Origin of the sequence: Comamonas sp. w2-DMI (assembly GCF_040187735.1) — a bacterium.
Classification (GTDB): domain Bacteria; phylum Pseudomonadota; class Gammaproteobacteria; order Burkholderiales; family Burkholderiaceae_C; genus Comamonas; species Comamonas terrae.
Genome location: NZ_JBANEL010000017.1, coordinates 98281 through 124839 on the forward strand (window position 1 = coordinate 98281; position 26559 = coordinate 124839).

The 26559-nt window shown below is 67.9% G+C and carries 24 protein-coding genes and 1 pseudogene; 18 read left to right on the forward strand and 7 right to left on the reverse strand.

Annotated features, from left to right (window positions below):
* Positions 1-91: 91 nt before the first annotated feature.
* Both V8Z74_RS17575 and V8Z74_RS17580 read right to left on the reverse strand, forming a co-directional pair.
* A pseudogene (locus tag V8Z74_RS17575) lies at positions 92-1085 on the reverse strand (Bug family tripartite tricarboxylate transporter substrate binding protein).
* Positions 1078-1236: a hypothetical protein gene (locus tag V8Z74_RS17580; RefSeq protein WP_349710381.1), complete on the reverse strand. Its 159-nt coding sequence runs from the start codon at positions 1234-1236 to the stop codon at positions 1078-1080. Before V8Z74_RS17580 ends, V8Z74_RS17575 begins: the two are co-directional and overlap by 8 nt.
* 117 nt (positions 1237-1353) lie before the next feature.
* Between V8Z74_RS17580 and V8Z74_RS17585 the strand changes: the two genes are divergently transcribed.
* Positions 1354-1995: a molybdopterin-dependent oxidoreductase gene (locus tag V8Z74_RS17585; RefSeq protein ID WP_349710382.1), complete on the forward strand. Its 642-nt coding sequence runs from the start codon at positions 1354-1356 to the stop codon at positions 1993-1995.
* 16 nt (positions 1996-2011) lie between these two features.
* Here the strand turns inward: V8Z74_RS17585 and xerD are convergent, their stop codons facing one another.
* Together xerD and V8Z74_RS17595 are read right to left on the reverse strand one after the other, a co-directional pair.
* On the reverse strand, positions 2012-2935 hold the full coding sequence (xerD, locus tag V8Z74_RS17590) for a site-specific tyrosine recombinase XerD (RefSeq protein WP_349710407.1): 924 nt from the start codon (positions 2933-2935) through the stop codon (positions 2012-2014).
* A gap of 284 nt (positions 2936-3219) precedes the next feature.
* Positions 3220-4200, reverse strand: a complete 981-nt coding sequence (locus V8Z74_RS17595; RefSeq protein ID WP_066472285.1) for a tripartite tricarboxylate transporter substrate binding protein BugE — start codon at positions 4198-4200, stop codon at positions 3220-3222.
* Positions 4201-4424: 224 nt separating this feature from the next.
* On the opposite strand from V8Z74_RS17595, the gene V8Z74_RS17600 reads away from it, so the two are divergent.
* A complete protein-coding gene (locus V8Z74_RS17600; RefSeq protein ID WP_245633285.1) occupies positions 4425-5105 on the forward strand; it encodes a GDSL-type esterase/lipase family protein in 681 nt (226 codons plus the stop codon).
* 8 nt (positions 5106-5113) lie between these two features.
* Here the strand turns inward: V8Z74_RS17600 and queG are convergent, their stop codons facing one another.
* Entirely contained in the window at positions 5114-6172 is a 1059-nt protein-coding gene (gene queG, locus V8Z74_RS17605) for a tRNA epoxyqueuosine(34) reductase QueG (protein WP_349710383.1), read from the reverse strand.
* A 12-nt stretch (positions 6173-6184) separates the two neighbouring features.
* Here queG and tsaE point away from each other — a divergent pair, with 12 nt between their 5' ends.
* From tsaE to V8Z74_RS17620, 3 genes are all read left to right on the forward strand, one after another.
* Positions 6185-6706 carry a tRNA (adenosine(37)-N6)-threonylcarbamoyltransferase complex ATPase subunit type 1 TsaE gene (tsaE, locus tag V8Z74_RS17610; RefSeq protein WP_349710384.1) on the forward strand — a complete coding sequence of 174 codons (522 nt, stop codon included), beginning with the start codon at positions 6185-6187 and terminating at the stop codon, positions 6704-6706.
* Positions 6703-8196 carry an N-acetylmuramoyl-L-alanine amidase gene (locus tag V8Z74_RS17615; RefSeq protein ID WP_349710385.1) on the forward strand — a complete coding sequence of 498 codons (1494 nt, stop codon included), beginning with the start codon at positions 6703-6705 and terminating at the stop codon, positions 8194-8196. Before tsaE ends, V8Z74_RS17615 begins: the two co-directional genes overlap by 4 nt.
* A gap of 213 nt (positions 8197-8409) precedes the next feature.
* Entirely contained in the window at positions 8410-8640 is a 231-nt protein-coding gene (locus V8Z74_RS17620) for a YMGG-like glycine zipper-containing protein (protein WP_066472297.1), read from the forward strand.
* Between the two features lie 65 nt (positions 8641-8705).
* Here the strand turns inward: V8Z74_RS17620 and V8Z74_RS17625 are convergent, their stop codons facing one another.
* Positions 8706-9365 (reverse strand): DedA family protein, encoded by a 660-nt coding sequence (locus V8Z74_RS17625; RefSeq protein ID WP_349710387.1) that lies wholly within the window; start codon positions 9363-9365, stop codon positions 8706-8708.
* Positions 9366-9766: 401 nt separating this feature from the next.
* Between V8Z74_RS17625 and V8Z74_RS17630 the strand changes: the two genes are divergently transcribed.
* From V8Z74_RS17630 to V8Z74_RS17660, 7 genes are all read left to right on the forward strand, one after another.
* Positions 9767-10006: a YMGG-like glycine zipper-containing protein gene (locus tag V8Z74_RS17630; protein ID WP_066472301.1), complete on the forward strand. Its 240-nt coding sequence runs from the start codon at positions 9767-9769 to the stop codon at positions 10004-10006.
* A 138-nt stretch (positions 10007-10144) separates the two neighbouring features.
* Positions 10145-12298, forward strand: coding sequence for a DNA mismatch repair endonuclease MutL (gene mutL / locus V8Z74_RS17635; protein ID WP_349710388.1), 2154 nt, complete (start codon positions 10145-10147; stop codon positions 12296-12298).
* A 162-nt stretch (positions 12299-12460) separates the two neighbouring features.
* The gene (locus V8Z74_RS17640) at positions 12461-13372 is read left to right on the forward strand and encodes a MurR/RpiR family transcriptional regulator (protein WP_174522887.1); all 912 of its coding nucleotides are present in this window, start codon (positions 12461-12463) and stop codon (positions 13370-13372) included.
* A 503-nt stretch (positions 13373-13875) separates the two neighbouring features.
* Positions 13876-15222, forward strand: coding sequence for an NADP-specific glutamate dehydrogenase (gdhA, locus tag V8Z74_RS17645; protein WP_066472306.1), 1347 nt, complete (start codon positions 13876-13878; stop codon positions 15220-15222).
* Between the two features lie 295 nt (positions 15223-15517).
* Positions 15518-16561: a porin gene (locus tag V8Z74_RS17650; RefSeq protein WP_349710390.1), complete on the forward strand. Its 1044-nt coding sequence runs from the start codon at positions 15518-15520 to the stop codon at positions 16559-16561.
* 96 nt (positions 16562-16657) lie between these two features.
* Positions 16658-17077 carry a cupin domain-containing protein gene (locus tag V8Z74_RS17655; RefSeq protein ID WP_502879573.1) on the forward strand — a complete coding sequence of 140 codons (420 nt, stop codon included), beginning with the start codon at positions 16658-16660 and terminating at the stop codon, positions 17075-17077.
* A 104-nt stretch (positions 17078-17181) separates the two neighbouring features.
* Positions 17182-17553 (forward strand): YfeK family protein, encoded by a 372-nt coding sequence (locus V8Z74_RS17660; protein ID WP_349710392.1) that lies wholly within the window; start codon positions 17182-17184, stop codon positions 17551-17553.
* Between the two features lie 39 nt (positions 17554-17592).
* Here the strand turns inward: V8Z74_RS17660 and V8Z74_RS17665 are convergent, their stop codons facing one another.
* Positions 17593-18465, reverse strand: a complete 873-nt coding sequence (locus tag V8Z74_RS17665; protein WP_066472317.1) for a methylglyoxal synthase — start codon at positions 18463-18465, stop codon at positions 17593-17595.
* A 172-nt stretch (positions 18466-18637) separates the two neighbouring features.
* Here V8Z74_RS17665 and V8Z74_RS17670 point away from each other — a divergent pair, with 172 nt between their 5' ends.
* The 6 genes from V8Z74_RS17670 to V8Z74_RS17695 all read left to right on the forward strand — a co-directional run bounded on the left by V8Z74_RS17670 (position 18638) and on the right by V8Z74_RS17695 (position 26419).
* Positions 18638-19555, forward strand: coding sequence for an alpha/beta hydrolase (locus tag V8Z74_RS17670; RefSeq protein ID WP_502879574.1), 918 nt, complete (start codon positions 18638-18640; stop codon positions 19553-19555).
* A gap of 119 nt (positions 19556-19674) precedes the next feature.
* Entirely contained in the window at positions 19675-20679 is a 1005-nt protein-coding gene (gene miaA, locus V8Z74_RS17675) for a tRNA (adenosine(37)-N6)-dimethylallyltransferase MiaA (RefSeq protein WP_349710393.1), read from the forward strand.
* Positions 20680-20701: 22 nt separating this feature from the next.
* Complete coding sequence (locus tag V8Z74_RS17680) at positions 20702-21445, forward strand: ABC transporter ATP-binding protein (RefSeq protein ID WP_349710394.1); 744 nt, start codon at positions 20702-20704, stop codon at positions 21443-21445.
* Between the two features lie 9 nt (positions 21446-21454).
* Positions 21455-24103, forward strand: a complete 2649-nt coding sequence (locus V8Z74_RS17685) for an ABC transporter permease (protein WP_349710395.1) — start codon at positions 21455-21457, stop codon at positions 24101-24103.
* Positions 24104-24185: 82 nt separating this feature from the next.
* A complete protein-coding gene (locus V8Z74_RS17690) occupies positions 24186-25262 on the forward strand; it encodes a PLP-dependent cysteine synthase family protein (RefSeq protein WP_174522889.1) in 1077 nt (358 codons plus the stop codon).
* Positions 25259-26419, forward strand: a complete 1161-nt coding sequence (locus V8Z74_RS17695; protein ID WP_502879575.1) for a lipocalin-like domain-containing protein — start codon at positions 25259-25261, stop codon at positions 26417-26419. The genes V8Z74_RS17690 and V8Z74_RS17695 overlap by 4 nt, the downstream gene beginning before the upstream one ends.
* Positions 26420-26559: the final 140 nt, after the last annotated feature.

Here is a 26559-nt window from a genome sequence, read left to right on the forward strand (position 1 = left end):
CGCTGGCTTATCGGATCCGGGAGCGTGTGACGCAAACAGCACAAGGGCTGGCAGCCCACCGGGTTGCCAGCCCTTGTACATTCGGCCGCACTCAGTTGAGCTGAATGTGCGCGGCGCGGATGATGCGCGCATTGGCCTGCGATTCGGCCTCGATCTGCCGCGCGAAATCCACGCCCTTGCCGCCCGTGGGCACGTTGTCCGTGGCTTGCAGGCGCTGGCGGATGTCGGGCTGGGCCAGGGCCTTGTTCACCTCCGCATTGAGGCGCTCCACGATGGCGGCCGGCGTGCCGGCAGGCGCGAAGATGCCGAACACCGAGGTCATGTTGGCGCTCTTGTAGCCGAGCTCGGCCAGGGTGGGCACATGGGGCAGCGATTCCAGGCGCGCGCGCGCCGACGGCCAGCGCCTTGAGCTTGCCGGCCTTGATGTGCTGGATCACGGCCGGGCCGGCATTGGTGGACAGCACCTCGAACTGGGCGCTCAGGCCGTCGTTGAGCTGCTGGCCGCCACCTTTGTAGGGAATGTGGGTGATCTGGACCTTGCCCTGGTCGGCAATCTGCTCGAGCATGATGTGGCCCAGGGAAGCCAGACCGGCCGTGGCCCAGCGCACTTCTCCGGGATGGGCCTTGGCCTGGGCCATCAGCTCCGCAAAGCTTGCGGCCTGGGTGCGGGCCGTGCCCAGCAGCAGCACGGGCGAATACATCACGCTGACCACGGGCACCAGATCCTTGTGCGGGTCGAACAGGGGCTTGCCCAGGTGGGGGCTCAACGTCAGCGGGCTGATGGAGGAAAAGCCCAGCGTATAACCATCCGCAGCCGCCTTGGCCACCTGGTCCAGGCCGATGGCGCCGCCGGCGCCGGCCTTGTTTTCCACCACCACCGACTGGCCCAGCGCGGCCGAGAGCTTCTCGCCCAGGGCGCGAGCCACCACATCGCTGACGCCGCCCGCCGGGTAGGACACCACCATGCGTATCGGGCGCTGAGGCCAGTCCGCCTTGTCGGCAGCCTGCACGTTCGCGGTCATCACGGCAGGCATCAGCGCCGCCGCAGCACAGGCCAGCAAATGCCGGCGCAGAAAATCAGTCATTACCAATGAACCTATCAACAACAATCCCGCCATTCTTGCCCATCCGCCAAACCCCTGGCAGGCCCTGCAATGCTTCGTCGCAAGCAAGCTCCAGCCCTTGCATTCCGATGAGGCATTTCGACTGATTGAGTACGCCAAAGCAATCAATCATCCAATCGGCGCTTGCACCAGACGGAACGGCGGCAGCCGCACCCCGAAGAAGGCCACGGTGAAAGCGCCGTGCAGACAAGCCACTACACTGCATGCATCCGTAGAACAAAGCACCGCCATGACCGATCGCCCAACGATTTCACGCCGCGCCCTGTTCGCCGCCACCGGCGCAGCCACTCTGGCGCCCCTGGCACAGGCTACCCCCGTGCCCACGCGCACCTGCTTCTTCAACGGCCTGCAGCCCGTGGTGCTCACCGTCAGCGGCCAGGGCATCGAGCCCAACCGCGGCGGACTCGATGCCGCGCGGGACCGCATGCTGGTGCAGCATGGCAACCGGTTCGATGCGGCCTGGTCCTGCAGCCTCGACGCGATTGCCAGCCTGCAGGAGCACAGGATGCGCATCCGCATCGAATACGACGAAGCCATGCACGAACTGGGCGGCCCCCGGCTGGAGACCGTGCTGCAGGCCGCCGGCATCGACATCGCCAGGGCCATGCGCGACGGCCACTGGATCACCATGCAGGCCATAGACGGCTACCGCGTGCAGATGCCGCTGGTCCAGGCCATGCGCTGGGGCTTTCTGGTGGCCACCCAGATGGACGGCCAGCCGCTGTTCACGGGCGGCCTGGGGCCGCTATGGGGCATTTATGACGCCCAGGCCATCGCCGAACTGGCCGACACGCCCTTCAAGAGCCGTTTTGCCAAGGCGGCCTGGGGCCTGTACTACATCCACATCAGCGAACGGCAGCCCCAGGGCTGAGCCGCTGCTGCGGGGATCAGCCCCGGGGATGGTGCCTGGCGTGCAGGGCCTTGAGCCTCTCGCGCGCCACATGGGTGTAGATGGTGGTGGTCGAGATGTCGGCATGGCCCAGCAGCATCTGCACCACGCGCAGGTCCGCGCCGTGGTTGAGCAAATGCGTGGCGAACGCGTGGCGCAGCGTGTGCGGCGACAGCGGAGCGGTGATGCCCGCCATCCGCGCGCATTTCTTGACGATGACCCAGAACATGACCCGGCTCATGCCCGCGCCGCGCTGGGTCACGAACACGGCATCGCTGTGCTGGCCGTTCAGGATCAGGGCCCGCGCCTCGCGCAGATAACGCTCCAGCCACCACTGGGCTTCCTGCCCGAACGGCACCAGCCGTTCCTTGCGCCCCTTGCCGGTCACGCGCAGCACGCCCGAGCGCAGGTCCAGTTCATGCATGCGCACGCCCACCAGCTCGCTCACGCGCAGGCCGCTCGCATACATCAACTCCAGCATGGCGCGGTCGCGCAGGCCCAGCGGCGTGTCGGCATCGGGCGCCTGCAGCAGGGCTTCGACCTGCGCCTGGGTCAGCGTCTTGGGCATGCGCGGCGCCTGGCGGGCCGCCAGCAGGCGCACGGTGGGATCGGCCGCCACGCGTTTTTCGCGCAGCGCCCAGCGGTAGTAGCGGCGCAGCACGGTCAGGCGCCGGTTCGACGATGTGGCCTTGGTGTCGTCCACCCGGGCCGCGAAATAGTCCTGCAAATGAACTTCGGCCGTCGCATCCAGCGCCAGCGGCGGCTGCTCGCGCGCCAGCCAGCGCGCGAAGGCCACCATGTCGCGCCGGTAGGCGGCCAGCGTGTTGCGCGACAGGCCATCCTCCAGCAGCAGCGCATCGACGAAGGCGTCGATGGCGTCCAGGCTCTCGGGAAGCGGCTGCGGCCAGTCGTCGGGACGCATGGCCGGCGCGGCCGGCCTGGCTTCGGCGCGGGCATCTGGGACATCGGGAGAAGGCATGGCGGTCTGCGGCATATGCCAAGCCTACACGCTCCGGGCCGCGTTCAGGATGTCGAACCGCCCCCCTGGCCGCCCTGCCCTTCGGATGCAGGGAGCATCTTGGCAAAAACAGTATCAAGCCCTTGCGGCACAAGCGCTGGCAGCTATCAAATTTCAGATCCAGAAAAAGAAAACCCGAAGGACTGCCTTCGCAGCACTTCGGGTTCCGCAATGGCGCAGGCCGCAAATCAGTCCAGCGTCAGCTTCTGCTTGGCCACCACCTGCTTGTAGGTTTCGAACTCATCCTTGAGTTCCTTGGCGAACTGCTCGGGCGTGTTGGCCACGACCAGCGAGCCGGTGTCCTCGATGCGCTTTTTCACCGCCGGATCCTGCAATACCTTGCGCACGGCGGCGTTGATCTTGTCCACCACGGCCTTGTCCATGCCCTTGGGCCCGATGATGCCGTAGAAGGCCATGCGGTTCACGGGCTCCAGTCCCACTTCCTTGAAGGTGGGCACATCGGGCAGCACGGCCAGGCGCTGGGGTGCGGCCACGACGACGGCGTTCAGGCGCTTGTCCTTGATGAAGGGCAGGGCCGATGGCAGGTTGTCCAGGATCATCGGAATCTGGCCGGCCACCGCGTCATTGAGGGCCGGGCCCGCGCCGCGGTAGGGCACATGGGTCATCTGGATGCCGGTCAGGCTCTTGTACAGCTCCATCAGCATGTGCTGGATGCCGCCCGTGCCCGAGGAGCCGTAGGAGTACCTGCCGGGATTGGCCTTGAGCTCGGCCTCGAAGGCCTTGTAGCTGGCCGCGCCGGCGAACTTGGGATTCACGGCGATCACATTGGGCGTGGCCGCGATGTTGACGATGGGCGTGAAATCGGTCAGCGGGTTATAGGCCGTCTTGGGGTTGATGGCGGGGTTGGTGGCCATGGTAGACACCGTGGCAATTCCCAGGTTGTAGCCATCGGGCTTCTGGCGGGCCGTCTCCAGCGCACCGATCACGCCGCCGCCGCCGCCCTTGTTGTCCACCACCACGGACTGGCCGAGTTCCTTGCCCAGCGGATCGGCGATGACGCGCGCAATGATGTCGGTAGTGCCGCCTGCGGCAAAGGGAACCAGCAGCTTGATGGGCTTGTTGGGAAAGCTGGCATCGGCCATCGCGGCAGTCGAAACACCTGCGGTTGCAAGAGCCATGGTCAGGCCCAGCCATAGGCGACGGTTCATAAAGGGTCTCCTCATGAGGTCTGTAAAAAGAACTAGGGATACTAAAAGCCGTGCGCCAGCTTGGCCTGCCCTCACCTGTGACAATTTGTCAGTGTTTTCCCGAGTTTTGCTGCAGATACCGAACTTGCACCCATTCAATACGGCTCTCGGCCCCGGGCTTGCACGGCGGCCTCTACCATCCCTTCTTCCTATACTGGCTTGAAACCATGACAAAGGAGGGAATCTTGCCGATATTTGCAGCCAACACCACGCGGCGGCGCCATCTCCAGGACTGGGCCGCGCTTGGTCTGCTGATGGGCCTGACCACGAGCCTTGCGGCCTGCGGCAAGAAGAGTAGCGGCAGCGGCCCGGTGATTGCAGCCGGCGCCACGGTGCTGGCCCTGGGCGATTCACTGACCTTCGGCACCGGCACCACGCCAGACAAATCCTGGCCTAGCCTGTTGCAGCAGCACAGCGGCTGGAGCCTCGTCAACGCCGGCGTGCCTGGCGAAACTTCGGCCCAGATCAGTGCGCGCATGGCCGGCCTTCTCGACGAGCATCGCCCCGCCCTCGTGATCCTGTGCGCCGGCGGCAATGACTTTCTCCAGCAGCGAAACTCTGGCGAAACACGCGACAATCTGCGCGCCATGCTGGCCGCACTCAAGGCTCGGCAATTGCCCGTGCTGCTGGTATCGGTACCACAGATGAGCCTGATGACAGCGGCCACGGGCAGGTTCAAGGACCATCCGCTATTTGCGGAAGTGGCCAAGGAGGCCCGGGTGCCGCTGCTGGAGAACGCATGGTCCGAGGTCCTCAGCCAGGCCAGCTTGCGCGCCGACCAGGTGCACGCCAATGCAGAGGGCTATGCCCTGTTTGCCGACAGACTGCAGACCCAGCTGCGCACTTCCGGCTTTCTCGGATCCTGAGCGACTCTCTATGCCTGCGGCGCCTGGGCCAGAGCCCAGGCCACATGCTCGCGCACCACTGCGCTGTCGTGCGCGGCACGGCTGGCCAGCGCGGCCTGCAGGCCGGCGCGCTCGGCGGCATCGGTGCTCGCGCGCAGCGCATTGCCCAGGGCCACGGCCACGTTGCGCAACCAGCGCGCATGGCCTATGCGCCGTATCGGGCTGCCTTCGGTCAGGCGCAGAAAGGTGGCCTCGTCCCAGGCAAAGAAATGCACGAGCTGCGTGCCGGCCAGGCCTGCTCGCGCATCGAAGTCGGGCAGCGTGCTGGTCCCGGCAAACTTGTTCCAGGGACAGGCCAGCTGGCAATCGTCGCAGCCGTAGATGCGGTTGGCCATGAGCGGGCGCAGCTCGACGGGAATGGCGCCGGGATGCTCGATGGTCAGATAGGAAATGCAGCGGCGCGCATCCACGCGGTGCGCGGCCACGATGGCGCCGGTGGGGCAGGCATCCATGCAGGAGGTGCAGCTGCCGCAGTGCGCGGACACGGGCTCCGTAGGCTCCAGTGCCACGTCCACATAGATCTCGCCCAGGAAGAACATGGAACCGGCCTCGCGGTGCAGCACCAGCGTGTGCTTGCCGCGCCAGCCCAGCCCGCTGCGGCTGGCCAGCTCGGCCTCCAGCACCGGCGCCGAGTCGGTGAAGACGCGGTGGCCGAACGGCCCGATTTCCTGCGCGATGCGGTCGGCCAGCTTCTGCAGCCGGTTGCGCAGCACCTTGTGGTAGTCACGGCCGCGCGCATAGACGGAGACGATGCCTTCGCCCGGCCGCTGCAGGCGCGACCATTCCACCGCCTGCCAGCCTGCGGGCGTGTCGCGGGGAAGATAGTCCATGCGGGCCGTGATCACGCTCACGGTGCCGGGAACTAATTCGGCCGGACGCGCTCGTTTCAAGCCATGGGTCTGCATGTAGTGCATCTCGCCATGGAATCCCTGCGCCAACCATTGCTCCAAACCCGGTTCGGCCGAGGACAAATCCACACCAGCCACACCAATTTGGGAAAATCCCAGCTCGCGAGCCCAGGCTTGCATCAAAGGAACCAATTGACTGCTGCTCACCATATTCCCCCGATTGTAGAAAGCACGGCGCCCGCGCCCCTGCAGGAGCTGCGCATGGCCTGGCACGACGAAGAGGACACTGCGCGCTTTGCCCGGACCCTGGCGGCCCAGCCCCCGCTGCGCCATGCCTACGTCACGCTGCACGGCGACCTGGGGGCGGGCAAGACCACGCTGGTGCGCCACTGGCTGCGCGCCCTGGGCGTGCAGGGCCGCATCAAGAGCCCCACCTATGCCGTGGTGGAGCCGCACGAGGCGGACGGCCTGTCGATCTGGCACTTCGATTTCTACCGCTTCGACGATCCGCGCGAATGGGAAGACGCCGGTTTTCGCGACATTTTTGCCAGCCCCGGCCTCAAGCTGGCAGAATGGCCCGAAAAGGCCGCAGCGGTTACACCTGTTGCGGATATAGCTATCCATATCGAAGCAATCGACGACTCACGGCGGCAGGTGACGCTCAAGGCATTCACACCGGCCGGCTGCACCGTGCTTGACGCATTCAAGGCATGAGCAAAGCCCTACCTACTCCCGTTCCGTTCGGACTCTCGCGCCGCGGCCTGCTGCAGGCGGGCTCCATCGTGCTGCTGCTGGGCCGCCAGCACATCGCCCAGGGCGCCAGCATCGTGGCCGTGCGCGTCTGGCCCGCGCCCGACTATTCGCGCGTGACCATCGAGTCCGACATCCCGCTGACGGCCAAACCCATCTTCGTGCCCACGCCGCCACGCCTGGCCGTGGATATCGAGGGCATAGACCTGAACCCGGCCCTGCGCGAACTGGTGGCCAAGGTCCGGCCCGACGATCCCAACATCTCGACGATCCGCGTGGGCCAGAACTCTCCCAGCGTGGTGCGCCTGGTGATCGACCTCAAGCAGGAGGCCCGTCCCCAGGTCTTCACGCTGGCGCCGATCGCGCCCTACAAGAACCGCCTGGTGCTGGACCTCTATCCGGCCAAGGCCGTGGATCCTCTGGAGGCGCTGATCAGCGAGCGACTGCGCGATGCCGGCGCGGGTGCCGCCCCTGCGCCTTCTTCATCGCCCATTGTCACGCCGCCGCCCGCCATTGCCGCGGCGCCCCAGCCCGACCCGCTGGGCGACCTGATCGCCCAGCACAACCGCCCCGGCGCCGTACCGGCGCCTGCGCCGGCGCCGACCGTCACGGCCCAGGCGCCGTCACCGGCACCGGTCAGGCCGGTGCCGGTTCCCCCTGCCCCTGCGCCCGCGCCGACGGCTCCTGCGCCCTCGGCACCCGCCGTCAATCTGGCCACCTCGCGGCGCACCGACCGCATCATCATCGTGGCCCTGGACCCCGGCCACGGCGGCGAGGACCCCGGCGCCACCGGCCCCAGCGGCCTGCGCGAAAAGGATGTGGTGCTCAAGGTGGCCCATCTGCTGCGCGAGCGCATCAACAACTCCCGCGTGGGCGGCAACCCCATGCGCGCCTTCATGACGCGCGACGCCGACTTCTTCGTGCCCCTGGCCACCCGCGTGGAAAAGGCCCGCCGCGTGCAGGCCGACCTGTTCATCAGCATCCATGCCGACGCCTTCACCACGCCCGCCGCGCGCGGCGCCAGCGTGTTTGCGCTCAGCGAGCGCGGTGCCTCCAGCACCGCTGCGCGCTGGCTGGCCAACAAGGAAAACCAGTCCGACCTGGTCGGTGGCCTGAACATGGGCGCGCAGGACCAGCACGTGCAGCGCATGCTGCTGGACATGAGCACCACGGCCCAGATCAAGGACAGCCTCAAGCTCGGCACCTCGCTGCTCGGCGAGATCGGCGGCATGGCGCGCCTGCACAAGGGCAAGGTGGAGCAGGCCGGCTTTGCCGTGCTCAAGGCACCGGACATCCCTAGCGTGCTGGTGGAAACGGCCTTCATCAGCAACCCCGAGGAAGAGGCCAAGCTGCGCAGCAGCACCTACCAGGAGCAGCTGGCCGATGCGCTGATGAGCGGCATCCGCAAATACTTTGCCCACAACCCGCCGCTGGCCCGCAGCCGGTCGGTATAGGCGGCGTCCGACATCCGGCCCGCACAAGCCGGCGGGCCCGTGCCACTGCCCGCCCACGGCGGCGCCGGCGGGCTTCGGCGGGCGTTTTGCGCCCATCTCCTACCATGGCCGGCGCGCAGCCATGGCACCATGAAACCGTGTTCCACCTGGAGTGAGGGCTTGCACAATCACCCGCCCCAAGCGGCCTGCCTCGCTCCCACCAAGGAGATGGATATGAAGATACGAACCGGCTCTTCCCTTGCTGCAGCTGCACTGCTGAGCCTTGCCCTGGCAGGCTGCTCCTCCAACCCGACCAACGCCCAGATCGGCACCGGCGTGGGCGCCGTGGCCGGCGGCGTGGTGGGCGATGCAGTCTTCGGCTCCACCCTGGGTACCGTGGGCGGCGCCGCGGCTGGCGCCCTCATCGGCAACGAGGTGGGCAAGCGCAACGACCGCCGCTACTGACGGGTCGCGCGCCCATGAAAAAGCCCCGCGATGCGGGGCTTTTTCATGGTGGAGCGGCCAGTCCGCTACAGCGCGGAAACCTTGGCCTTGCCATCCCGGCCGGCACGCCAGGCGCCGAAGATGGCCAGCAGGCCGGGAATCAGGATCAGCCCCCAGATGATCTTCTCCAGATTGTTGCGCACCCATTCCAGGTTGCCGAAGAAGTAGCCGGCCGTGCTGATGCCCAGCACCCAGATCAGCGCGCCCACGATGTTGAACATGCTGAAGCGGGCTCGGCTCATGTGCGCCACGCCGGCCACGAAGGGCGCAAAGGTGCGGATGAACGGCATGAAGCGCGCCAGGATGATGGTGATGCCGCCATAGCGCTCGTAGAACGCATGCGCCTGGTCGAAGGCCCTGCGGTTGAACCAGCGCGAGTCCTCCCACTGGAAGACCTTGGGCCCGAGGGTGCGGCCGATGGCGTAGTTGCACTGGTCGCCCAGGATGGCCGCCAGCAGCAGCACGGCCACGGCCAGCGGAAAGCTCATGAAGCCCGCGCCGCACAGCGCACCGGTGATGAACAGCAGCGAATCCCCGGGCAGGAACGGCATGACCACCACCCCCGTCTCCACGAACACGATGATGAACAGCAGGGCATACACCCAGGGCCCATAGGCCACGACAAAGGCTTCCAGGTGCTTGTCGATATGCAGGATGAAGTCGATCAGGAACTGAATGATTTCCAAGGCGCAATCCTCTTGATTTCCGCAGGGCGGCTACGGCGGCATGCCGATATTGCCGCTGATGCGGCCTGTAATGTACTGCGCAAAACCTGCCATTTTGCGCCCCGGTCTTCCGGCAGGCCAGCGTGCGCAGGCACCTTGCAACAACGGTCACAGCTGCTTGCACCCGGCAACAATCGTGCCCACGGGCACTCACCCTGTTACAAGTTTTGTTAAATCTATACTTGAATCTCATCCAAGCCCCGGATTTGTGCAGGCACAGTGGAGGCGTGTCAGAGCCATGTGCAAATCCTGTGCGACGACGCAAAGTCCGGAACCCGATGTCGTGGTTCTGCTGCTTCACTCATCCGGGATGAGGTGCACAGCAGTTCTCCCCCAACAAGCAAGATGAGAGGAATTCAAAAATGATCAAGAACACTCTGAAGAGCGGCAAATCCCTGGTGCTGGCGGCTGCCGTGGTCGGTACCCTGGCCCTGAGCGGTTGCGCCCACGGCCCCAGCAATCGACAGCTCGGCATCGGCGCGGGTGCCGTGGCCGGCGGCGCCGTCGGCAATGTGCTGTTCGGCGGCCCCGTGGGCACCATCGGCGGTGCCGCAGCCGGTGCGCTGATCGGCAACGAAATGACCAGCGGCCGCCGTCGCTGAAGCCTCCGGATGCTCTCTCAGCCCCCGGCATCAGCGGTCCGGGCGTGAAAAGGAGCTGCACATGCAGCTCCTTTTCATTTCCGCAGCCACAGAAAGCTCACTGCAAAGCCGTCTTGCCCCCGCGCCTAGAATGCTTGCGTGAACGCATCCAGTCCTGACACCTCCCCTGCTTCCACAGAAGCCCTCCCGTCCCGCCGCCCCATCCGCGACCTGCCCGACGAGCTGATCAGCCAGATCGCTGCCGGCGAGGTGGTGGAGCGCCCGGCCTCCGTGGTGCGCGAACTCGTGGACAACGCGCTGGACGCCGGTGCCCGCCAGGTCACCGTGCGCCTGCTCGCGGGCGGCGTACGCCTGATTGCCGTGGAAGACGACGGCGGCGGCATTCCGCGAGACGAGCTGCCCGTGGCCCTGCGCCGCCACGCGACCAGCAAGATCGCCGATTTGCACGACCTGGAAACCGTGGCCACCATGGGCTTTCGCGGCGAAGCGCTGGCTGCCATCGCCTCGGTGTCGGAAGCCTCCATCCTCTCGCGCCCGGCCGGACAGGAATCGGCCTACCTGCTCGATGCGCGCAGCGGCGAGCTGCGGCCCGCCGCCCGCAACCAGGGCACGACGGTGGAGGTCAAGGAACTGTTCTTTTCCACGCCGGCGCGGCGCAAGTTCCTCAAGACCGATGCCACCGAACTGGCCCACTGCATCGAGGCCGTGCGCCGCCATGCGCTGGCACGCCCCGACGTGGGCTTTGCCATCTGGCACGAAGGCAAGCTGGTCGAGCAATGGCGGGCAGCGGCTGCGGACGGGACGGATGCCGAAGCCGCGCTGGCGCGCCGCCTGTCCGATGTGCTGGGCGACGGCTTCGTTGAAAAATCGGTGACCGTGGACCACTGGTCGGGTGCCGTGCACGTCACCGGCCGCGCCGGCATCCCCGACGCTGCGCGCTCGCGCCCGGACCACCAGTTCTGCTATGTCAACGGCCGCTTCGTGCGCGACAAGGTGCTCACCCATGCGGCCCGTGCGGCCTACGAGGACGTGCTGCACGGCAACAGGCAGCCGGTCTATGCGCTGTATGTGGAGATCGATCCGGCGCGCGTGGACGTGAACGTGCACCCGACCAAGATCGAAGTGCGCTTTCGCGACAGCCGCGAAGTGCACCAGGCCGTGCGCCATGCGATCGAGAATGCGCTGGCGGCGCCGCGCGCCGCCGCCGTGGTCGAAGCCGCCGCACAGGAAGCCGCACGCCAGCCGGGCCTGATTCCCGAAGCCGGCCAGGCTGCTGCCCCCGCTGCCGCCAAGGCCGCCGCGCCGGCCTGGCCGCAAACCCGCATGGCTTTCGGCGAAGAACGCGCCGGCCACACGGTGCGCGACCTGGCCGGCCTGTGGGCGCCGATGCGCGAGGCCGTGCCTGCGGCACTCGCCGCACCGGATGCGGCCACCGCCACGGCGGAAGAAGCCACGGCAGCCGCATCGCCTGTATCGGCGCCCGCGGTTGCCGACACCGCCGCACAAGAGAATGCAGAGGCCGCAGCCGTCAAGCTGCGTCCCTCGGGGCAAGCCAGCTATTTCAGCGCCGCAGCGGCAGGGCCTGCCGCCATGCCGCGCACAGCGGCAACCGGTACGCCCGTGGTGGAAGAGGCCCCGCCAGCGCCGCTGGCCTCCACCGCACCGGCCCTTGCCGGCAGCGCCGAGCCGGACAATGCGGCGCCCGTGTGGCCGCTGGGCCGTGCCGTGGCGCAGATCCATGGCGTCTATATCCTGGCCGAGAACAGCCAGGGCATGGTGGTGGTCGACATGCATGCGGCCCACGAGCGCATCGTCTACGAACAGCTCAAGAATGCCATCAACGGCGACGACCGCATTCCCAGCCAGCCGCTGCTGATTCCGGCCACCTTTGCCGCCACGCCCGAGGAAGTGGCCACGGCCGAAGCCCAGGGCGAGACGCTGCTGACCCTGGGCATGGAAATCTCTCCCTTCTCGCCCAAGACCCTGGCCGTGCGCGCCGTGCCGGCCACCCTGGCCCAGGGCGATGCCGTGGAGCTGGCGCGCAGCGTGCTGGCCGAGCTGGCCCAGCACGACGCCAGCACCGTGGTGCAGCGCGCACGCAACGAGATCCTGGCCACCATGGCCTGCCATGGCGCCGTGCGCGCCAACCGCAAGCTCACCCTCGACGAGATGAATGCGCTGCTGCGCCAGATGGAAGTGACCGAGCGCTCCGACCAGTGCAACCACGGCCGCCCCACCTGGCGGCAGATGACCCTGAAGGAAATGGACGCGCTCTTTCTGCGCGGCCGGTAGACAGCGCACATCCCGGCGGAAAGGGAGTGCCGGGCGCGGATCGGAGGCGAGAGCGAAAGCCTGCGGACAGCGGCCATGCGGAAAGCTTGCCGCAAAGGCATTGCCTGTTTGGCGCTTTGCCCTTAGCCTCGGCTGTCTTTGTTTTTGCACCGATGCGCCACCATGCTTGCTGCCAAGCCTTCCCCTTCCACCCCTCCCAGCGACGAGGCAGCCGGCGCATCCGCGCCGGCCGGCAGCATGTCCTTCATCGCCCGCGTGCGCGCGGCGCTGCCGCAGCTGCCGCCCACGGAGCGGCGCCTGGGCGAGTTCCTGCTGGACTTCCCGGGCAACCTGTCCAGCTATGCGGCGCTGGAGATCGCGCAGCTGACCGGCGTGTCCAACGCCACGGTCACGCGCTTCATCCGTCGGCTCGGCTATGAAGGCTACGAGGATGCGCGCCGCCATGCGCGCCAGCAGGAAGGCAGCGGCTCGCCGCTGTTTCTCCCGGCCTCTGCCGCGCAGGGCACGCCCACCAGCGAGCTGATCGCAGCCCACCTGCGCCAGGCCAGTGACAGCCTGGCCACCACCATAGGCCAGCTGTCCGCCGAGCAGCTCGACGCCATCGCCCAGGCCTTGGTCGGCGCACGCCAGCTGCTGTTCGTAGGCTATCGGCAGAACCGCAATTTCGCGGCCTACCTGCGCTGGCAGCTGCTGCAGGCGCTGCCCATGCCCTCGCAGGTGATCCCGGGCGCCGGCGAGACCCTGGGCGAATACATTGCCCAGCTGTCCGAGCAGGATGTGGTCATTGTGTTCGCGCTGCGCCGCAGCGTGCGCGTGGTCAGCGAGTTCGCGGCCCAGGCCCGGCGCCAGGGCGCGCGGCTGCTGTGCATCACCGACCATGCCAGCCCGGCCATGCCCGCGGACTGGCTGCTGCGCGTGCACACCGCCGCGCCCGGCCCGCTGGACAACCATGCGGCGCTGTTCATGCTCAGCCACCTGATTGCCACGGCCACGCTGCAGCAAAGCGGCCAGCCCGGCCGCCGGCGCATGGCCGCCATCGAGGCCGGCCATGATGCGCTGGGCGAATTGCTGTAGCCCGCTATCCAATCGAGAGCTTTTACCGCTTTCTGTTATTGGATTCCATGGCCTTTTGCACTTGAAATCATTGAATGACAGGCGCAAGCAGCTATCCATCTGGTAGCTGCAGAGCCTGCACATCCCTGATGCAGGCCGGCGGATACGCTTCCTCCCCGGCGCGACGGCCCGGTGCACTTTCACCCTCTCTTTCGCCTGCTGCCTAGCACCATTGGAGCGCAGCGCCGGCCGCACCGCCGCGGCTGTCTTCGCGGGACCGGCTTCGCCTCAAAGTGAAAACTCAATTGCATTCGCCGGCCATGCACCAATCCGGCTCGTACGCAACTTTGCAAGTGCCTGTTTTCCAAAGGGAAACGGTTTTTTCATGCACCAAACCATGGCATGAACGCACCAGAACTGCGCGAGCCTCGCCCCAAAAAGAAGCATGACGGCATAACTTTTTGGCATAATTTTGGTTTGCACAATTTGTCTGCAGCCCGTTTTTAGTCAGAAAGTTCTCTCATATGAAGTACGAGTCCGTCGGCCAATTCCTGGAAGAAGTGGCACAACGCAACCCCGGCCAGCCCGAATTCCTGCAAGCCGTCACCGAAGTGATGGAAAGCCTCTGGCCCTTCATCGAGAAGAACCCCAAATACGCTGAAAACGCCCTGCTGGAGCGCCTGGTCGAGCCCGAGCGCATCATCCAGTTCCGCGTGAGCTGGACCGACGACAAGGGCCAAGTGCAAGTCAACCGCGGTTTCCGCATCCAGCACAGCATGGCCATCGGCCCCTATAAGGGCGGCCTGCGCTTCCACCCCTCGGTGAACCAGTCCGTGCTGAAGTTCCTGGCTTTCGAGCAGACCTTCAAGAACGCGCTGACCACCCTGCCCATGGGCGGCGGCAAGGGCGGCTCGGACTTCGACCCCAAGGGCAAGAGCCCTGCCGAAGTCATGCGCTTCTGCCAGGCCTTCGTGAGCGAACTGTTCCGCCACGTGGGCCCCGACACCGATGTGCCCGCCGGTGACATCGGCGTGGGCGGCCGCGAAGTCGGCTTCATGGCCGGCATGTACAAGAAGCTGTCCAACACCGCCGGCAGCGTGTTCACGGGCAAGGGCCTGTCGTTCGGCGGCTCGCTGATCCGCCCCGAGGCCACCGGCTACGGCACCGTGTACTTCGCCCAGGAAATGCTGGCCACCCGCGGCCAGACCTTCGAAGGCAAGACCGTGTCGGTCTCCGGTTCGGGCAACGTGGCCCAGTACGCCGTGGAAAAGGCCCTGCAGCTGGGCGCCAAGGTCCTGACCGTGTCCGACTCCTCGGGCACCGCCTACGACCCTGAAGGCTTCACGCACGAGAAGCTGGCCATTCTGATGGACGTCAAGAACCACCACTACGGCCGCGTGAGCGACTACGCTGCCAAGGTGCCCGGCGTGCAGTTCCTGGCCGGCCAGCGCCCCTGGTCCATCAAGGTGGACGTGGCCCTGCCCTGCGCCACCCAGAACGAGCTGGACGAGAACGACGCCAAGACGCTGATCGCCAACGGCGTGCTGTGCGTGGCCGAAGGCGCCAACATGCCTTCCACCATCGAAGCGGCCAAGGCCTTCGAAGCCGCTGGCGTGCTCTACGCTCCCGGCAAGGCATCGAACGCCGGCGGCGTGGCCACCTCGGGCCTGGAAATGAGCCAGAACGCCATGCGCCTGTCCTGGACCCGCGACGAAGTCGACGCCCGCCTGCTGGTGATCATGCAAGGCATCCACGCGGCCTGCCTGAAGTACGGCAAGCGCGAGGACGGCACCGTGAGCTACATCGACGGCGCCAACGTGGCCGGCTTCGTGAAGGTGGCCGACGCCATGCTGGCCCAGGGCGTGATCTGAGCGCCGGGCGCTTTCGTCCCTGAACAAAAAAAGGCCCTGCGGGGCCTTTTTTGCTGCCTGGCTTCGTCCGCGCCAGCGCTTGCAAGCGGCGGCGCGCCATGCGGCCAGGCCCCCGCACCGCAGTCCGGCTCCGGGCCCGCGCAAAAACAGCATGCCGCACAACGGTATGCAGCGGCCACCGGCCACAATCCAAGGGTTTTCACTAGGATGCACGTCCTTGCCGCACCTGCCCTGGCGCATGCCCCGCCGCACGCCCGCAGCAGGTCCTCTCGTTCGCCCGCTTCCAGATAGATCAGTGACTGCCTTGCCCCGCTGGCGCCCGGCCCTGGCCGGCCGCACCGCCCTTTCGTCCGTTCTCGCCCTCCCCGCGCTCGCCGCAGCCCTTTTCTCCTTGCCTTCTGCCGCCCAGCAGGCGCCCCTGGGCACACTGCAGATCTACGGCCGCCTCAACACCTCGGTCGAGCGCTCCCGCGTGCAGGGCCGCACGGCCGCCACCGGCCTGCTCAACAACGAATCCTTCTGGGGCCTGCGCGGCCAGGAAGACCTGGGTGGCGGCATGCAGGCCGGCTTCATCCTCGAAAACGGCTTCGAGCTGGACACGGGCAGGCCTTCGGAACGCGCCTATTTCAACCGCAAGAGCGAAGTCAACCTCAGCGGCCGCCTGGGCATGCTGCGCATGGGCCGGCTCATCAGCGAGGCCTATTACGCCACGGCCGACGTGGTCAACATGCACAACTTCGACACCGGAACCTCCGCCGATGCGCTCTACGCCTGGGTTTCCAACGGTGGCGACCATGTGTCCTGGCGCCTGCCCCCGTGGCGCGGGCTCACCGTCGAGATCGGCAGCAGCCTGCATGAAAAACGGGAGCAGCCCGCGCACAACGCCTGGGACCTGGCCGCCCATTACGAGCATGGCGCCCTGAGCCTGGGCCTGGGCTACGGCCGCTGGGGCGCCGCCGAGCAGGCCACGCTGCGCGCCACCTATGTGCAAGGTCCCTGGACGCTGACAGGCTACCACCAGACCAGTACCGGCTGGGACAATGCCAGCCATCAGGTCGATAGCAGCCAGCGCAGGCGCCATCTGACACGCCTGGCAATCCAGTACGCCGACGGCCCCAGCGAATACCATGCCAACCTCGGCCATGCCGGCAAGGCCGGAGGCCAGGCGCGGACCCAGGCGCTGCAATGGACACTGGCCTACAACTACCACTTCAGCAAGCGCACCAAGCTCTATGCGCTCTACACCCGGCTCGACAATCGCGCCGGCGCCCACTACCTGACGGGCGAGGACGGCGTGGGCTTCAGCTCCGTGGCCCTGGGCATGCGCCACTATTTCTGAGGCGTGCCAGGCAGGGCAAGCCCGCATGGCAGCCGGCCCGGGCGCAGGTACAAACGACAAGCCCGACTTCTTTCCCCACCTGCCGCAAGGAGAGCCATGCCATCCCGCCTTCTTTTTTCCCGCCTGCTGTGCACCGGCGCCGCCTTCATGCTGTTCAACGGCCAGGCCATGGCCCAGGCCAATGCGCCCCAGGCCAGCGGCCTGTCGCGTACCCTGGTGGGCAGGGCCGATGTCTCGGTCCCCGGCCGCGAGGCCGTGGTCGCTAAGGTCGAGGTCGCGCCGGGCTCGCGGGCCGGGCGCCATACCCATCCGGGCGACGAGATCAGCTATGTGACCGACGGCGAAGTCGACCTGCTGGTCGACGGCCAGCCCGCGCGCACCCTCAAGGCCGGCGAATCCTTCGTGATACCGGCCGGCGTGGTGCACGATGCCCACAATGCCAGCGGCGCTCCCGCACGGCTGGTGGGCGTCTATGTGGTGGAAAAAGGCAAGCCGCTGGCCACGCCCGTGCCCTGAGGCACTTGCTCCATCCCGGGCCGTAGCACCGGGCCTGGCACCCCATGTTTTGGGCAGATGGATCGCCCCGGCTACCATGGCGCGATGCTTGCCGGAAACACGCCATGAAACCACTCGCCTCGCTTGTCCTCGGCCTGCTGTGCGCACTGCCGCCGGCCGCCCGGGCAGAACAGCCCTCGCCGGCTGCCGCCCAGGAAATCGAACACCTGATCGGCTACCTGCATGATTCGGGCTGCGAATTCATGCGCAACGGCAGCTGGTATGGCAGCACCAAGGCCGCCGACCATCTGCGCCAGAAGTACGACTATCTGCGGAAAAAAGGCTGGGTCGCGACGGCCGAGGACTTCATCGCCCGCGCGGGCAGCGAAAGCAGCATGAGCCACAAGCCCTATGCAGTGCGCTGCGCCGGCCAGCCTGCCGAGCCCAGCGGCCCGTGGCTGCAAGCCGAACTCAGGCGCTACCGCAGCGCCCGATGAGGCGGGTCGGACGGCCCCGCGCCAGGCCTGCGCCGCACGTCACTTGCGGCGCATTGCCGCATCGCACCAGCGCTGCGCCACCCGGGGCGAGGTGCTGCATACGGCCTCGTGCGTGACGGTGGTCACCGCACGCTCCAGCAGCTGGATGTCGGCCTCGTGCTGGCGCGCCACATGCGGGTCCTCGAAGAAGATGGCGCGCTGGCAGCGGCGCTCCAGCACCAGGTCGGCGATCTGCGCATCGCCGCCCAGCGGGCCGCTGTTGAAGCGGTCCACCCACGGCCTGTCGGCGGGCCAGCCCTTGCTCCAGGCCAGCTCGTTGAGCTTCTGGCCCGTGGTGCCCGTGCCCACGCGGCGGCGGTAGCGCGACAGCAGCTCGAAGTTGCGGTCCGCGAACTCCAGCATGGTGGGCTTCATCGCATCGTGGGCGATCAGCGCCAGCGTCTGGTTCTCATAGTCGTAGAAGCGGTCGGCATTGCGGTCGCGCGGCAGGCCGGCATGGATGCGCTCCATCTCCACCCAGTCCCGCGCCGAGGCCACGGTGGACAGGAAGGGCTTGCCGTGGATCACGCACTGGCGCTTCAGGGCCAGTGCCTCGGGAAAGATGGACGAGGGATCGACGGGATCGGCCAGGTAGATGGCGCCGTCGAGCTGGCGGCCGTCGCCTTCCATGCCCACGACTTCGGCCACCAGCTTCATCAGCCCGCCTTCGCGCCCGTAGGGATAGCGCACCAGGCCCTTGTAGCCGTGGAGCATGCTGGCCGCCGTGATCGCGTCATAGGTGCGCCCGATGGCATGAAAGCCCAGCTGCAATTCGCGTATGCCCGCCTCGCAGGCCCTCAGGAAGGAGAACAGCGCGGCATCCTCGTTCTGGTGGTGAAGTTTGTTCGCAGCAAGTCCCAGGCAAATCGGCATTTCCAAGCATCCACAAAACAGGAGTTCAAAGGGCCATGCCCCGGGCATGCAGGGTGGCCGCCTACCGGGAGCAAGAAAACACCCCAAGAATATCGCCAATTGGCAGCACGACTCATGGGATGGCTGTGCTTGCAGCCATACTTGCGCAAACACTTGACGCCTTCCGAAGTTCATGCCTTTCCTGTCATCGTTCCGGAACCACCGCCGCGCGCATGTGACGGCCATGCTGGCAGCCGTGCTGGCCGGCGCGGCCGTCGCCGTCAGCACCGGCTGCTCGGCGCTCGACGCCAAGCAGCGCAGCTGGATCTTCCAGCCCAGCAACCGCAGCTGGGGCCAGGCCGATACGGCCGGCATGCAGGATGTGTGGATCGCCTTTCGCAGCGAGGACGGCAGCGATGCCAGGCTGCACGGCCTGTGGATGCCGGCGGCCGGCAGCCAGGCGCCGCTGCTGCTGTACCTGCATGGCGCACGCTGGAACGTGGGCACCTCGGCACCGCGCATACGCCGTCTCAACAGCCTGGGCTTTTCGGTGCTGGCCGTGGACTACCGGGGCTTCGGCGAGAGCAGCGCCGCCCTGCCTTCCGAGCAGTCGGCCCGCGAGGATGCCCGCGCGGCCTGGAACTGGCTGGCCGGCCAGGCGCCCGGCCGGCCGCGCTACCTGTTCGGCCACTCGCTGGGCGGCGCGATTGCCATCGATCTGGCCAGCCAGACCGACGACGAGGCCGGCGTCATGGTCGAGTCCACCTTCACCAGCATTGCCGACGTGGTAAGCACCATGCGCTGGGGCTGGCTGCCGGTGGGGCCGCTGATCACGCAGCGCTTCGCATCGGCCGACAAGGTAGCCGCCATCCACTCGCCGCTGCTGGTCGTCCACGGCACGGCCGATGCGCTGATTCCCTCCGACCTCGGCCGCCGGCTTTACGAGGCCGCAAGCGAACCCAAGCGCTTCATCCTGGTGGATGGCGGCACCCACCACAACACCCAGGCCAGGGCCATGCAGCAGTACCGCGCGGCCCTGAAGGACTTGTTCGGCCTGCATCCGCCGCAGGACAAGACCGCCAAGGCCCGGCCCATGGCAGCCGGCGGATAAAAGGCCGCGCCGCAGCCGGGCCGGGCATATGGCGTTATGCTCCGCCGCCTGCACCGCAGCACCGGCGCATCGGCCAGGCATCCGCTTGGCACGCTGCGCCGCCAAGATCCACAGTTTCCATGACAGCCCATTGCACCCTTCCCTGCATCGCCATCGCCGGCCCTACGGCTTCGGGAAAGACCGCGGCCGCGCTGGCCCTGGCGGCATTGCTGGAGCGGCGCGGCCGGAAGGCGGAAATCATCAGCGTGGACTCGGCGCTGGTCTACCGCGGCATGGACATCGGCACGGCCAAGCCGTCCCGCGAAGAACTGGCCGCCGTGCCCCACCACCTGATCGACATCATCGACCCGCTGCAGGCCTATAGCGCAGCCGAATTCGTGCGCGACACGGTGCGTCTGACGGCCGAGATCCGCGCGCGCGGCGCCCTGCCCCTGCTCGTGGGCGGCACCATGCTGTATTTCAAGGCCTTGATGGACGGCCTGGACGACATGCCCGCCGCCAGCCCCGGGGTGCGCGCCGCGCTGGACGCCGAAGCCGCCTGGCTGGGCTGGCCCGCCCTGCATGCCAGGCTGGCGCAGGTGGACCCCGTCACCGCCGCGCGCCTGGCCCCGGGCGACAGCCAGCGCATCCAGCGCGCACTCGAGGTCTGGGAGGTGTCAGGCAAGCCGCTGTCGAGCTTTCACACTTCCAAAAAGGAAGCAGGCTACGCAGGCTCCATTGGCCTTAGGGCGCTTTTTTCTCTGGAACCACAAGATCGCGCCTGGCTGCACCGGCGCATTGCGCTGCGCTTTGACCTGATGCTGGAGCAGGGCTTCATCGACGAGGTGCGCATGCTGCGCGCGCGCGGCGACCTGCACCCGGACCTGCCCTCGATCCGCTGCGTGGGCTACCGCCAGGCCTGGGAAGCGCTCGACGCCCTCGAAGCCGATCCCGCAAGGCCGCTGGATCTGAGCGGCCTGCGCGAGCGCGGCATCGCCGCCACGCGCCAGCTGGCCAAGCGCCAGATCACCTGGCTGCGCAGCATGCCCTCCCGCCAGCCCATTGCCTGCGACGCCCCCGACGCCCAGCAGCAGTTGCTGGCGGCGGCCCTGGCCGCCATAGACGCAGCACAACAGGCCGGCTGAGCGCGGCGCTTAAGATGGGGCCATGCCTTTTGCCGCCGCCTCTGCCGCACCTTCCGATCCCACTGTCGATGCCACTGCCCGCGCCGCTCCCCTGGTGCTGGTAGACCGCCTGGCCAAGCGCTATGGCCAGGTGCCGGCATCCACGGTTTTCGAGCAGGTCAGCTGCGCCGTCCAGCCCGGCGAATTCGTGGCCGTGGTCGGCGATTCGGGCGTGGGCAAATCCACGTTCCTCAATTGCCTGGCGGGGCTGGACACCTGGCAGCAGGGCCGCGTGGTGCATGCGGGTGTGGACCTTTCCACGCTCGACGAGGCGCAGCGCGCCGTCTGGCGACGCCGGCACCTGGGCTTTGTGTTCCAGGCCTTCCACGTGCTGCCGCACCTGGACGTGGTGCAGAACATTGCCCTGCCGCTGATGCTGCTGGGCCGCCGCGGCGAGGAAAACCGGGAGCGCGTCCGGCAGGTACTGCAGGCCGTGGGCCTGGACGGCCTGGGCGAGCGGCTGCCGCAGCAGCTCAGCGGCGGCCAGCTGCAGCGCGTGGCCATCGCACGCGCCCTGGTCCATGCGCCGCCGCTGCTGCTGGCCGACGAACCCACGGGCAATCTGGACCCCGGTACGGCCCGCCAGATCATGGATCTGCTGCTGGCCCAGACCCGCGAGCGGCAGACGGCGCTGGTGCTGGTCACCCACTCCATGGACGCCGCCCGGCGTGCGGACCGCGTGCTGCGACTGACGGCGCAGGGCATGCAGCCCGAGACCGCCTGCTGAAGGCCTGCTATGTGGTCCCTGCTCTGTACTTTCTCCTGGCAGGAACTGCGCCGCCATCCATGGCGCGCGGCCACGGCCTGGGTCGCCATCCTGCTGGGCGTGGCCCTGGGCTTTGCCGTCCATGTGATCAACCAGTCGGCCCTGGACGAGTTCTCGCGCGCCGTGCGCAGCGTGGGCGGCCAGCCCGACCTGCAGCTGCATGCCATGCAGGGCGGCCTGCCGCTGGCGCTGTACCGGCAGGTGGCGCAGGCCCCGGGCATCGCGCGCGCCGTGCCCTGGATCGAAACCTCCGTGCTGCTGCCGCAGGCCGATGCGGGACAGGGCCAGGACGGCCCCACGCGGCAGACCCGCGGCGCGGCGCAGGGTACGGCGCTGCGCGTCCTGGGTGGCGATGCCCTGCTGATGGCCGCCGTGGCGCCCGCGCTCATGCCACGCCTGGCCGAGGGCAGCAGCCGCCTGGACCTGTTCGCGCCCGATGCGGTGTTTCTCAACGCCGCCGCGCTCCAGGCCCTGCACCTGCCGGCCGATGCGCCGGCCGGCACGCCCGTAGCATGGCTGCAGAACGGCCAGCGGAAGACGCTGCGCCTGGCCGGTACCGTGGCCGCCGCCGCGGGGCCGGTGGCGGTCATGGACATTGGCGCCCTGCAGGACCTGATGCAGCAGTGGGATACGGTGGACCGCATCGACCTGCAGCTGGCCGACGGTGCCGCGCGCAGCGATGCCATCGCCGCGCTGCGCAAGCTGCCCGGCTGGCAGCCGCAGATCCTGGTGCAGCAGCCGGGCGACGAGCAGCAGCGCGTGGGCGAAATGTCGCGCGCCTACCGCGTCAATCTCACGGTGCTGGCGCTCGTGGCCCTGTTCACGGGCGCTTTCCTGGTGTTCTCGGTGCTGGCGCTCAGCGTGGCCCAGCGGGCACCGCAGTTCGCGCTGCTGGCCGTGCTGGGCACCACGCCGCGCCAGCGCATGGGCCTGGTGCTCCTGGAAGCCCTGGCTCTGGGCCTGCTCGGCAGTGTTGCCGGCATCGCGGCGGGCACGGGCCTGGCCTGGGTGACCCTGCACTGGCTGGGCGGCGATCTGGGCGGCGGCTACTTTGCCGGCGTCAGCCCCGCGCTGCAATGGAGCCCCGTGGCCGCGCTGGTGTTCGGCCTGCTGGGTGTTGCCGCCACCGTGGCCGGCGCCTGGTGGCCGGCCCGCCAGGCCATGGAACTGCCGCCGGCCGCCACGCTCAAGGGCATGGGCGGCGGCGCGGAGTCGCGCGCCCGGGCCTGGCCTGCAGTCGCACTGCTGGCAGCCAGCGTACTGCTGGCGCTGGTGCCGCCCGTGGCCGGCGTCCCGCTGGCCGCCTATGTGGCCGTGGCATTGCTGCTGCTGGGCGGCATGGCGGCGCTGCCCTGGCTGCTGGCCCTGCTGCTGCGCAGCCTGCCCCCGGCTTTGCTGCAGCGGGCGCTGCCGCTGCTGGCCGTGGAACGTGCACGCCGCATGCGCCGCGCCACCACGGTGGCCGTGGGCGGCGTGGTGGCCAGCCTGTCCCTGGCCGTGGCCCTGACGGTCATGGTCACCAGCTTTCGCTCCAGCATGATGGAGTGGCTCGATGCCGTGCTGCCCGCGCCCTGGTACGTGCGCGCCGCGGGCGGCTCCAGCCGCGTCGATGCGGCCCTGCTGCCGGCCCGCGCGGCAGGGGCCATCGGCGCACTGCCCGGCGTGGAACGGGCCCAGGCCATGCGTACGGGCAGCCTGCAGCTGCTGCCCGACCAGCCTGCCGTCAGCCTGCTGGTGCGCCCTCTGCAGGGCCCGCAGGCCCAGCAGCTGCCATGGGTCCAGGCTCCCGACCCGAAGTTGGTGCGTGAAGGGATTGCCGTCTATGTCAGCGAGGCCATCGCCCAGCTCTACCGCCTCGGCGTCGGCGATGACTGGCCGCTGCTTTCCAAGGCTTTCAGCCATGAAACCCAGGAAATGCAAGCGCCAGCAGCTTCTTTTTATGTAGCAGGCATCTGGCGCGACTACATCCGCCAGTTCGGCGCGGTGGCCATGGACTGGCAGGACTATCTGCGCCTGGGCGGCAGCCCGCAGGCCAGCGAGATCGCCATCTGGCCGCAGTCCGCACCGGCCCCGTCGTTCGCCGAAATGCAGGCCCGCGTCGAACAGGCCGTGCAGGCCAGCCAGGAGACCGGCGCATCCGATGCCCCGCCGGCCCTGGAATTCGTGAGCAGCCTGGCCTTGCGCGAACGCTCGCTGCGCATCTTCGACCGCAGCTTTGCCGTGACCTACTGGCTGCAGGCCGTGGCCATCGGCATAGGGCTGTTCGGCATTGCCGCCAGCTTCAGCGCCCAGGTACTGGCCCGGCGCAAGGAATTCGGCCTGCTGGCGCACCTGGGGCTGACGCGCGCCAACATCCTGGCCGTGGTCGCCGCCGAGGGCCTGGCCTGGACCGCGCTGGGCGCCGTGGCCGGCACGCTGCTGGGCCTGGGCGTGGCCGTGATCCTGGTGCATGTGGTCAACCCGCAGAGCTTTCACTGGACCATGGACCTGCGCGTGCCGGCGCTGCGGCTCGCCGCCCTTTGCGGCGCCGTGGTGCTGGCGGGCACCGTCACCGCCTGGCTGGCAGGACGGCAGGCCGCCGGTACCCAGGCCGTGCTGGCCGTCAAGGAAGATTGGTAGCGAACTCTTTCGCGCGCTTGCGCTCCCATGCTGAAATACATTCCACTGATTCCATAGCGCCATGATGAACCACCCGAACACCATGACCTCCGCTCCCCCTGCCTGCGGCCAGGACGGCTGGCAGCATGCCGCCATCGCTCGCATCGAGGCCGACTACCAGCGCAGCGCCGACACGCATCTGATCCCGCTGCCGCTGCCCGGCTACGCCCGCCATGGCATCGACCTTTATCTCAAGGACGAATCCACCCATCCCTCGGGCAGCCTCAAGCACCGGCTCGCGCGCTCGCTGTTCCTGTATGCGCTGTGCAATGGCTGGATACGCGAGGGCTCGACCATCGTCGAAGCCTCCAGCGGCTCCACGGCCGTGAGCGAAGCCTATTTCGCGCGCCTGCTGGGCCTGCCCTTCGTGGCCGTGATGCCGCGCACCACCTCGGCCGAGAAGATCGCACTGATCGAGTTCTACGGCGGCTGCTGCCACTTCGTGGACGCGGCCTCCGAGGTCTATGACGCCGCGCGCACCATCGCCCGCGAAAGCGGCGGCCATTACATGGACCAGTTCACCTATGCCGAGCGCGCCACCGACTGGCGCGGCAACAACAACATCGCCGAAAGCATGTTCCAGCAGATGCAGCGCGAGCGCTTTGCGGTGCCGCGCTGGATCGTGGTGGGCGCGGGCACGGGCGGCACCAGCGCCACCATCGGCCGCTATGTGCGCTACCAGCAGCATGCCACCCGGCTGTGCGTGGCCGACCCCGAAGGCTCGGTATTCAGCGCCTACCACCGCACGGGCGACGCATCGCTGACGGCGCCGGGCTCGCGCATCGAGGGCATAGGACGGCCGCGCGTGGAGCCCAGCTTCATCCGCACCTTGGTCGACCGCATGGAAGAAGTGGCCGACGACGAATCGGTGGCCGGCATGCAACTGCTGTCGGGCCTGCTGGGAAGGCGGGTCGGCCCTTCGACGGGCACCAACTTCGTGGCCATGCTGCGCCTGGCCAATGCCATGCGCGATGCGGGCGAGCAGGGCTCCATCCTGTCGCTGCTGTGCGATGCTGGCGAGCGCTACCTGCCCACCTACTACGACCCGCACTGGGTGGAACGCAGCCTGGGCGACTGCCTGGCTGCGCGCTCGCGGCTGGAGCGGCTGCTGGCCCCATGAACATCCCTCCCCAGGCCGCCGCCGGCCTTGCGGGCTGGCCGTCCATGCACCGGCGCGGCTGGCTCGGGCTGGCCTTGACCGGTGCGGCCACGCCCCTGGCCTGGGCCCTACCGTCCAGGGCCCTGCTGTTTCCGCGCGACTTCGGCAGCCATCCCGATCTGCAGACCGAGTGGTGGTACATCACCGGCCAGGTGCGCGCCGGCGGCAGGCCCTGGGGCTTTCAGCTCACGTTCTTCCGCTCGCGCGTGGCCGCCACGCAGAACATGCGCTCGGACTTCGCTGCCAGGCAGCTGATCTTCGCGCATGCGGCACTGTGCGACGTGCAGGGCCGCCGGCTGCTGCATGACCAGCGCATGGCGCGCGCGGGCATGGGGCTGGCCGATGCCGCCACCGGCGACACCCGGGTCCACATCCAGGACTGGCAGCTGCAGCGCCAGCCCGTGGCAGGGCAAAGCGCCGACCGGGCCAGCCGCTACCAGGCGCGGCTCCCGGCCCGGGATTTCACGCTCGACCTGCAGTTCGACACCACCCAGCCCGTTTTATTGCAGGGCCGCAACGGCCTGTCGCGCAAAGGCCCCGATAGCGATCAGGCCAGCTACTACTACAGCCAGCCGCAGCTGCAGGTCAGCGGCAGCATCACCGTGCAGAGCCAGCGCCTGGCCGTGGAAAGTGCGGCCCAGCACCCCCATGCCAACCGCGCCTGGCTGGACCATGAGTGCAGCGAGGCCCTGCTGCACCGGGAAGCCCAGGGCTGGGACTGGATAGGCATGAACCTCGACGACGGCAGCGCGCTCACGGCCTTCCATCTGCGCCGCCCGGACGGCTCCGCGCTCTGGGCCGGAGGGTCGTTCCGCGCAGCCGGCCGGCCCGTGCAAAGCTTTGCACCGCAGCAGGTGCGGTTCGAGCCGCTGCGCTACTGGAGCAGCCCGCTGAGCCGAGCCCGCTATCCCGTTGCCTGGCAGGTGCAGACGCCGGCCGGCCTGTTCGAAGTCCAGGCTCTGGTGGACGACCAGGAACTGGACAGCCGCGCCAGCACCGGCGCCATCTACTGGGAAGGCCTGTGCGAACTACTGCGCGTAAGCGCCGATGGCAACCGCAGGCATGCCGGCAACGGCTATCTGGAAATGACGGGCTATGCCGATGCGCTGAAGCTGTAAGGTGAGCAATATTGCGCGAATACCAGGGTGAGGTCGGCTCACGACCGAGGCTGTGTGAAAACCCTCTCGTAGCCAACCCATGACCTGAATAAAGTCAATTCATCTCGGTTTCAGGAGATGGCATGCCTCGATTCATTGAA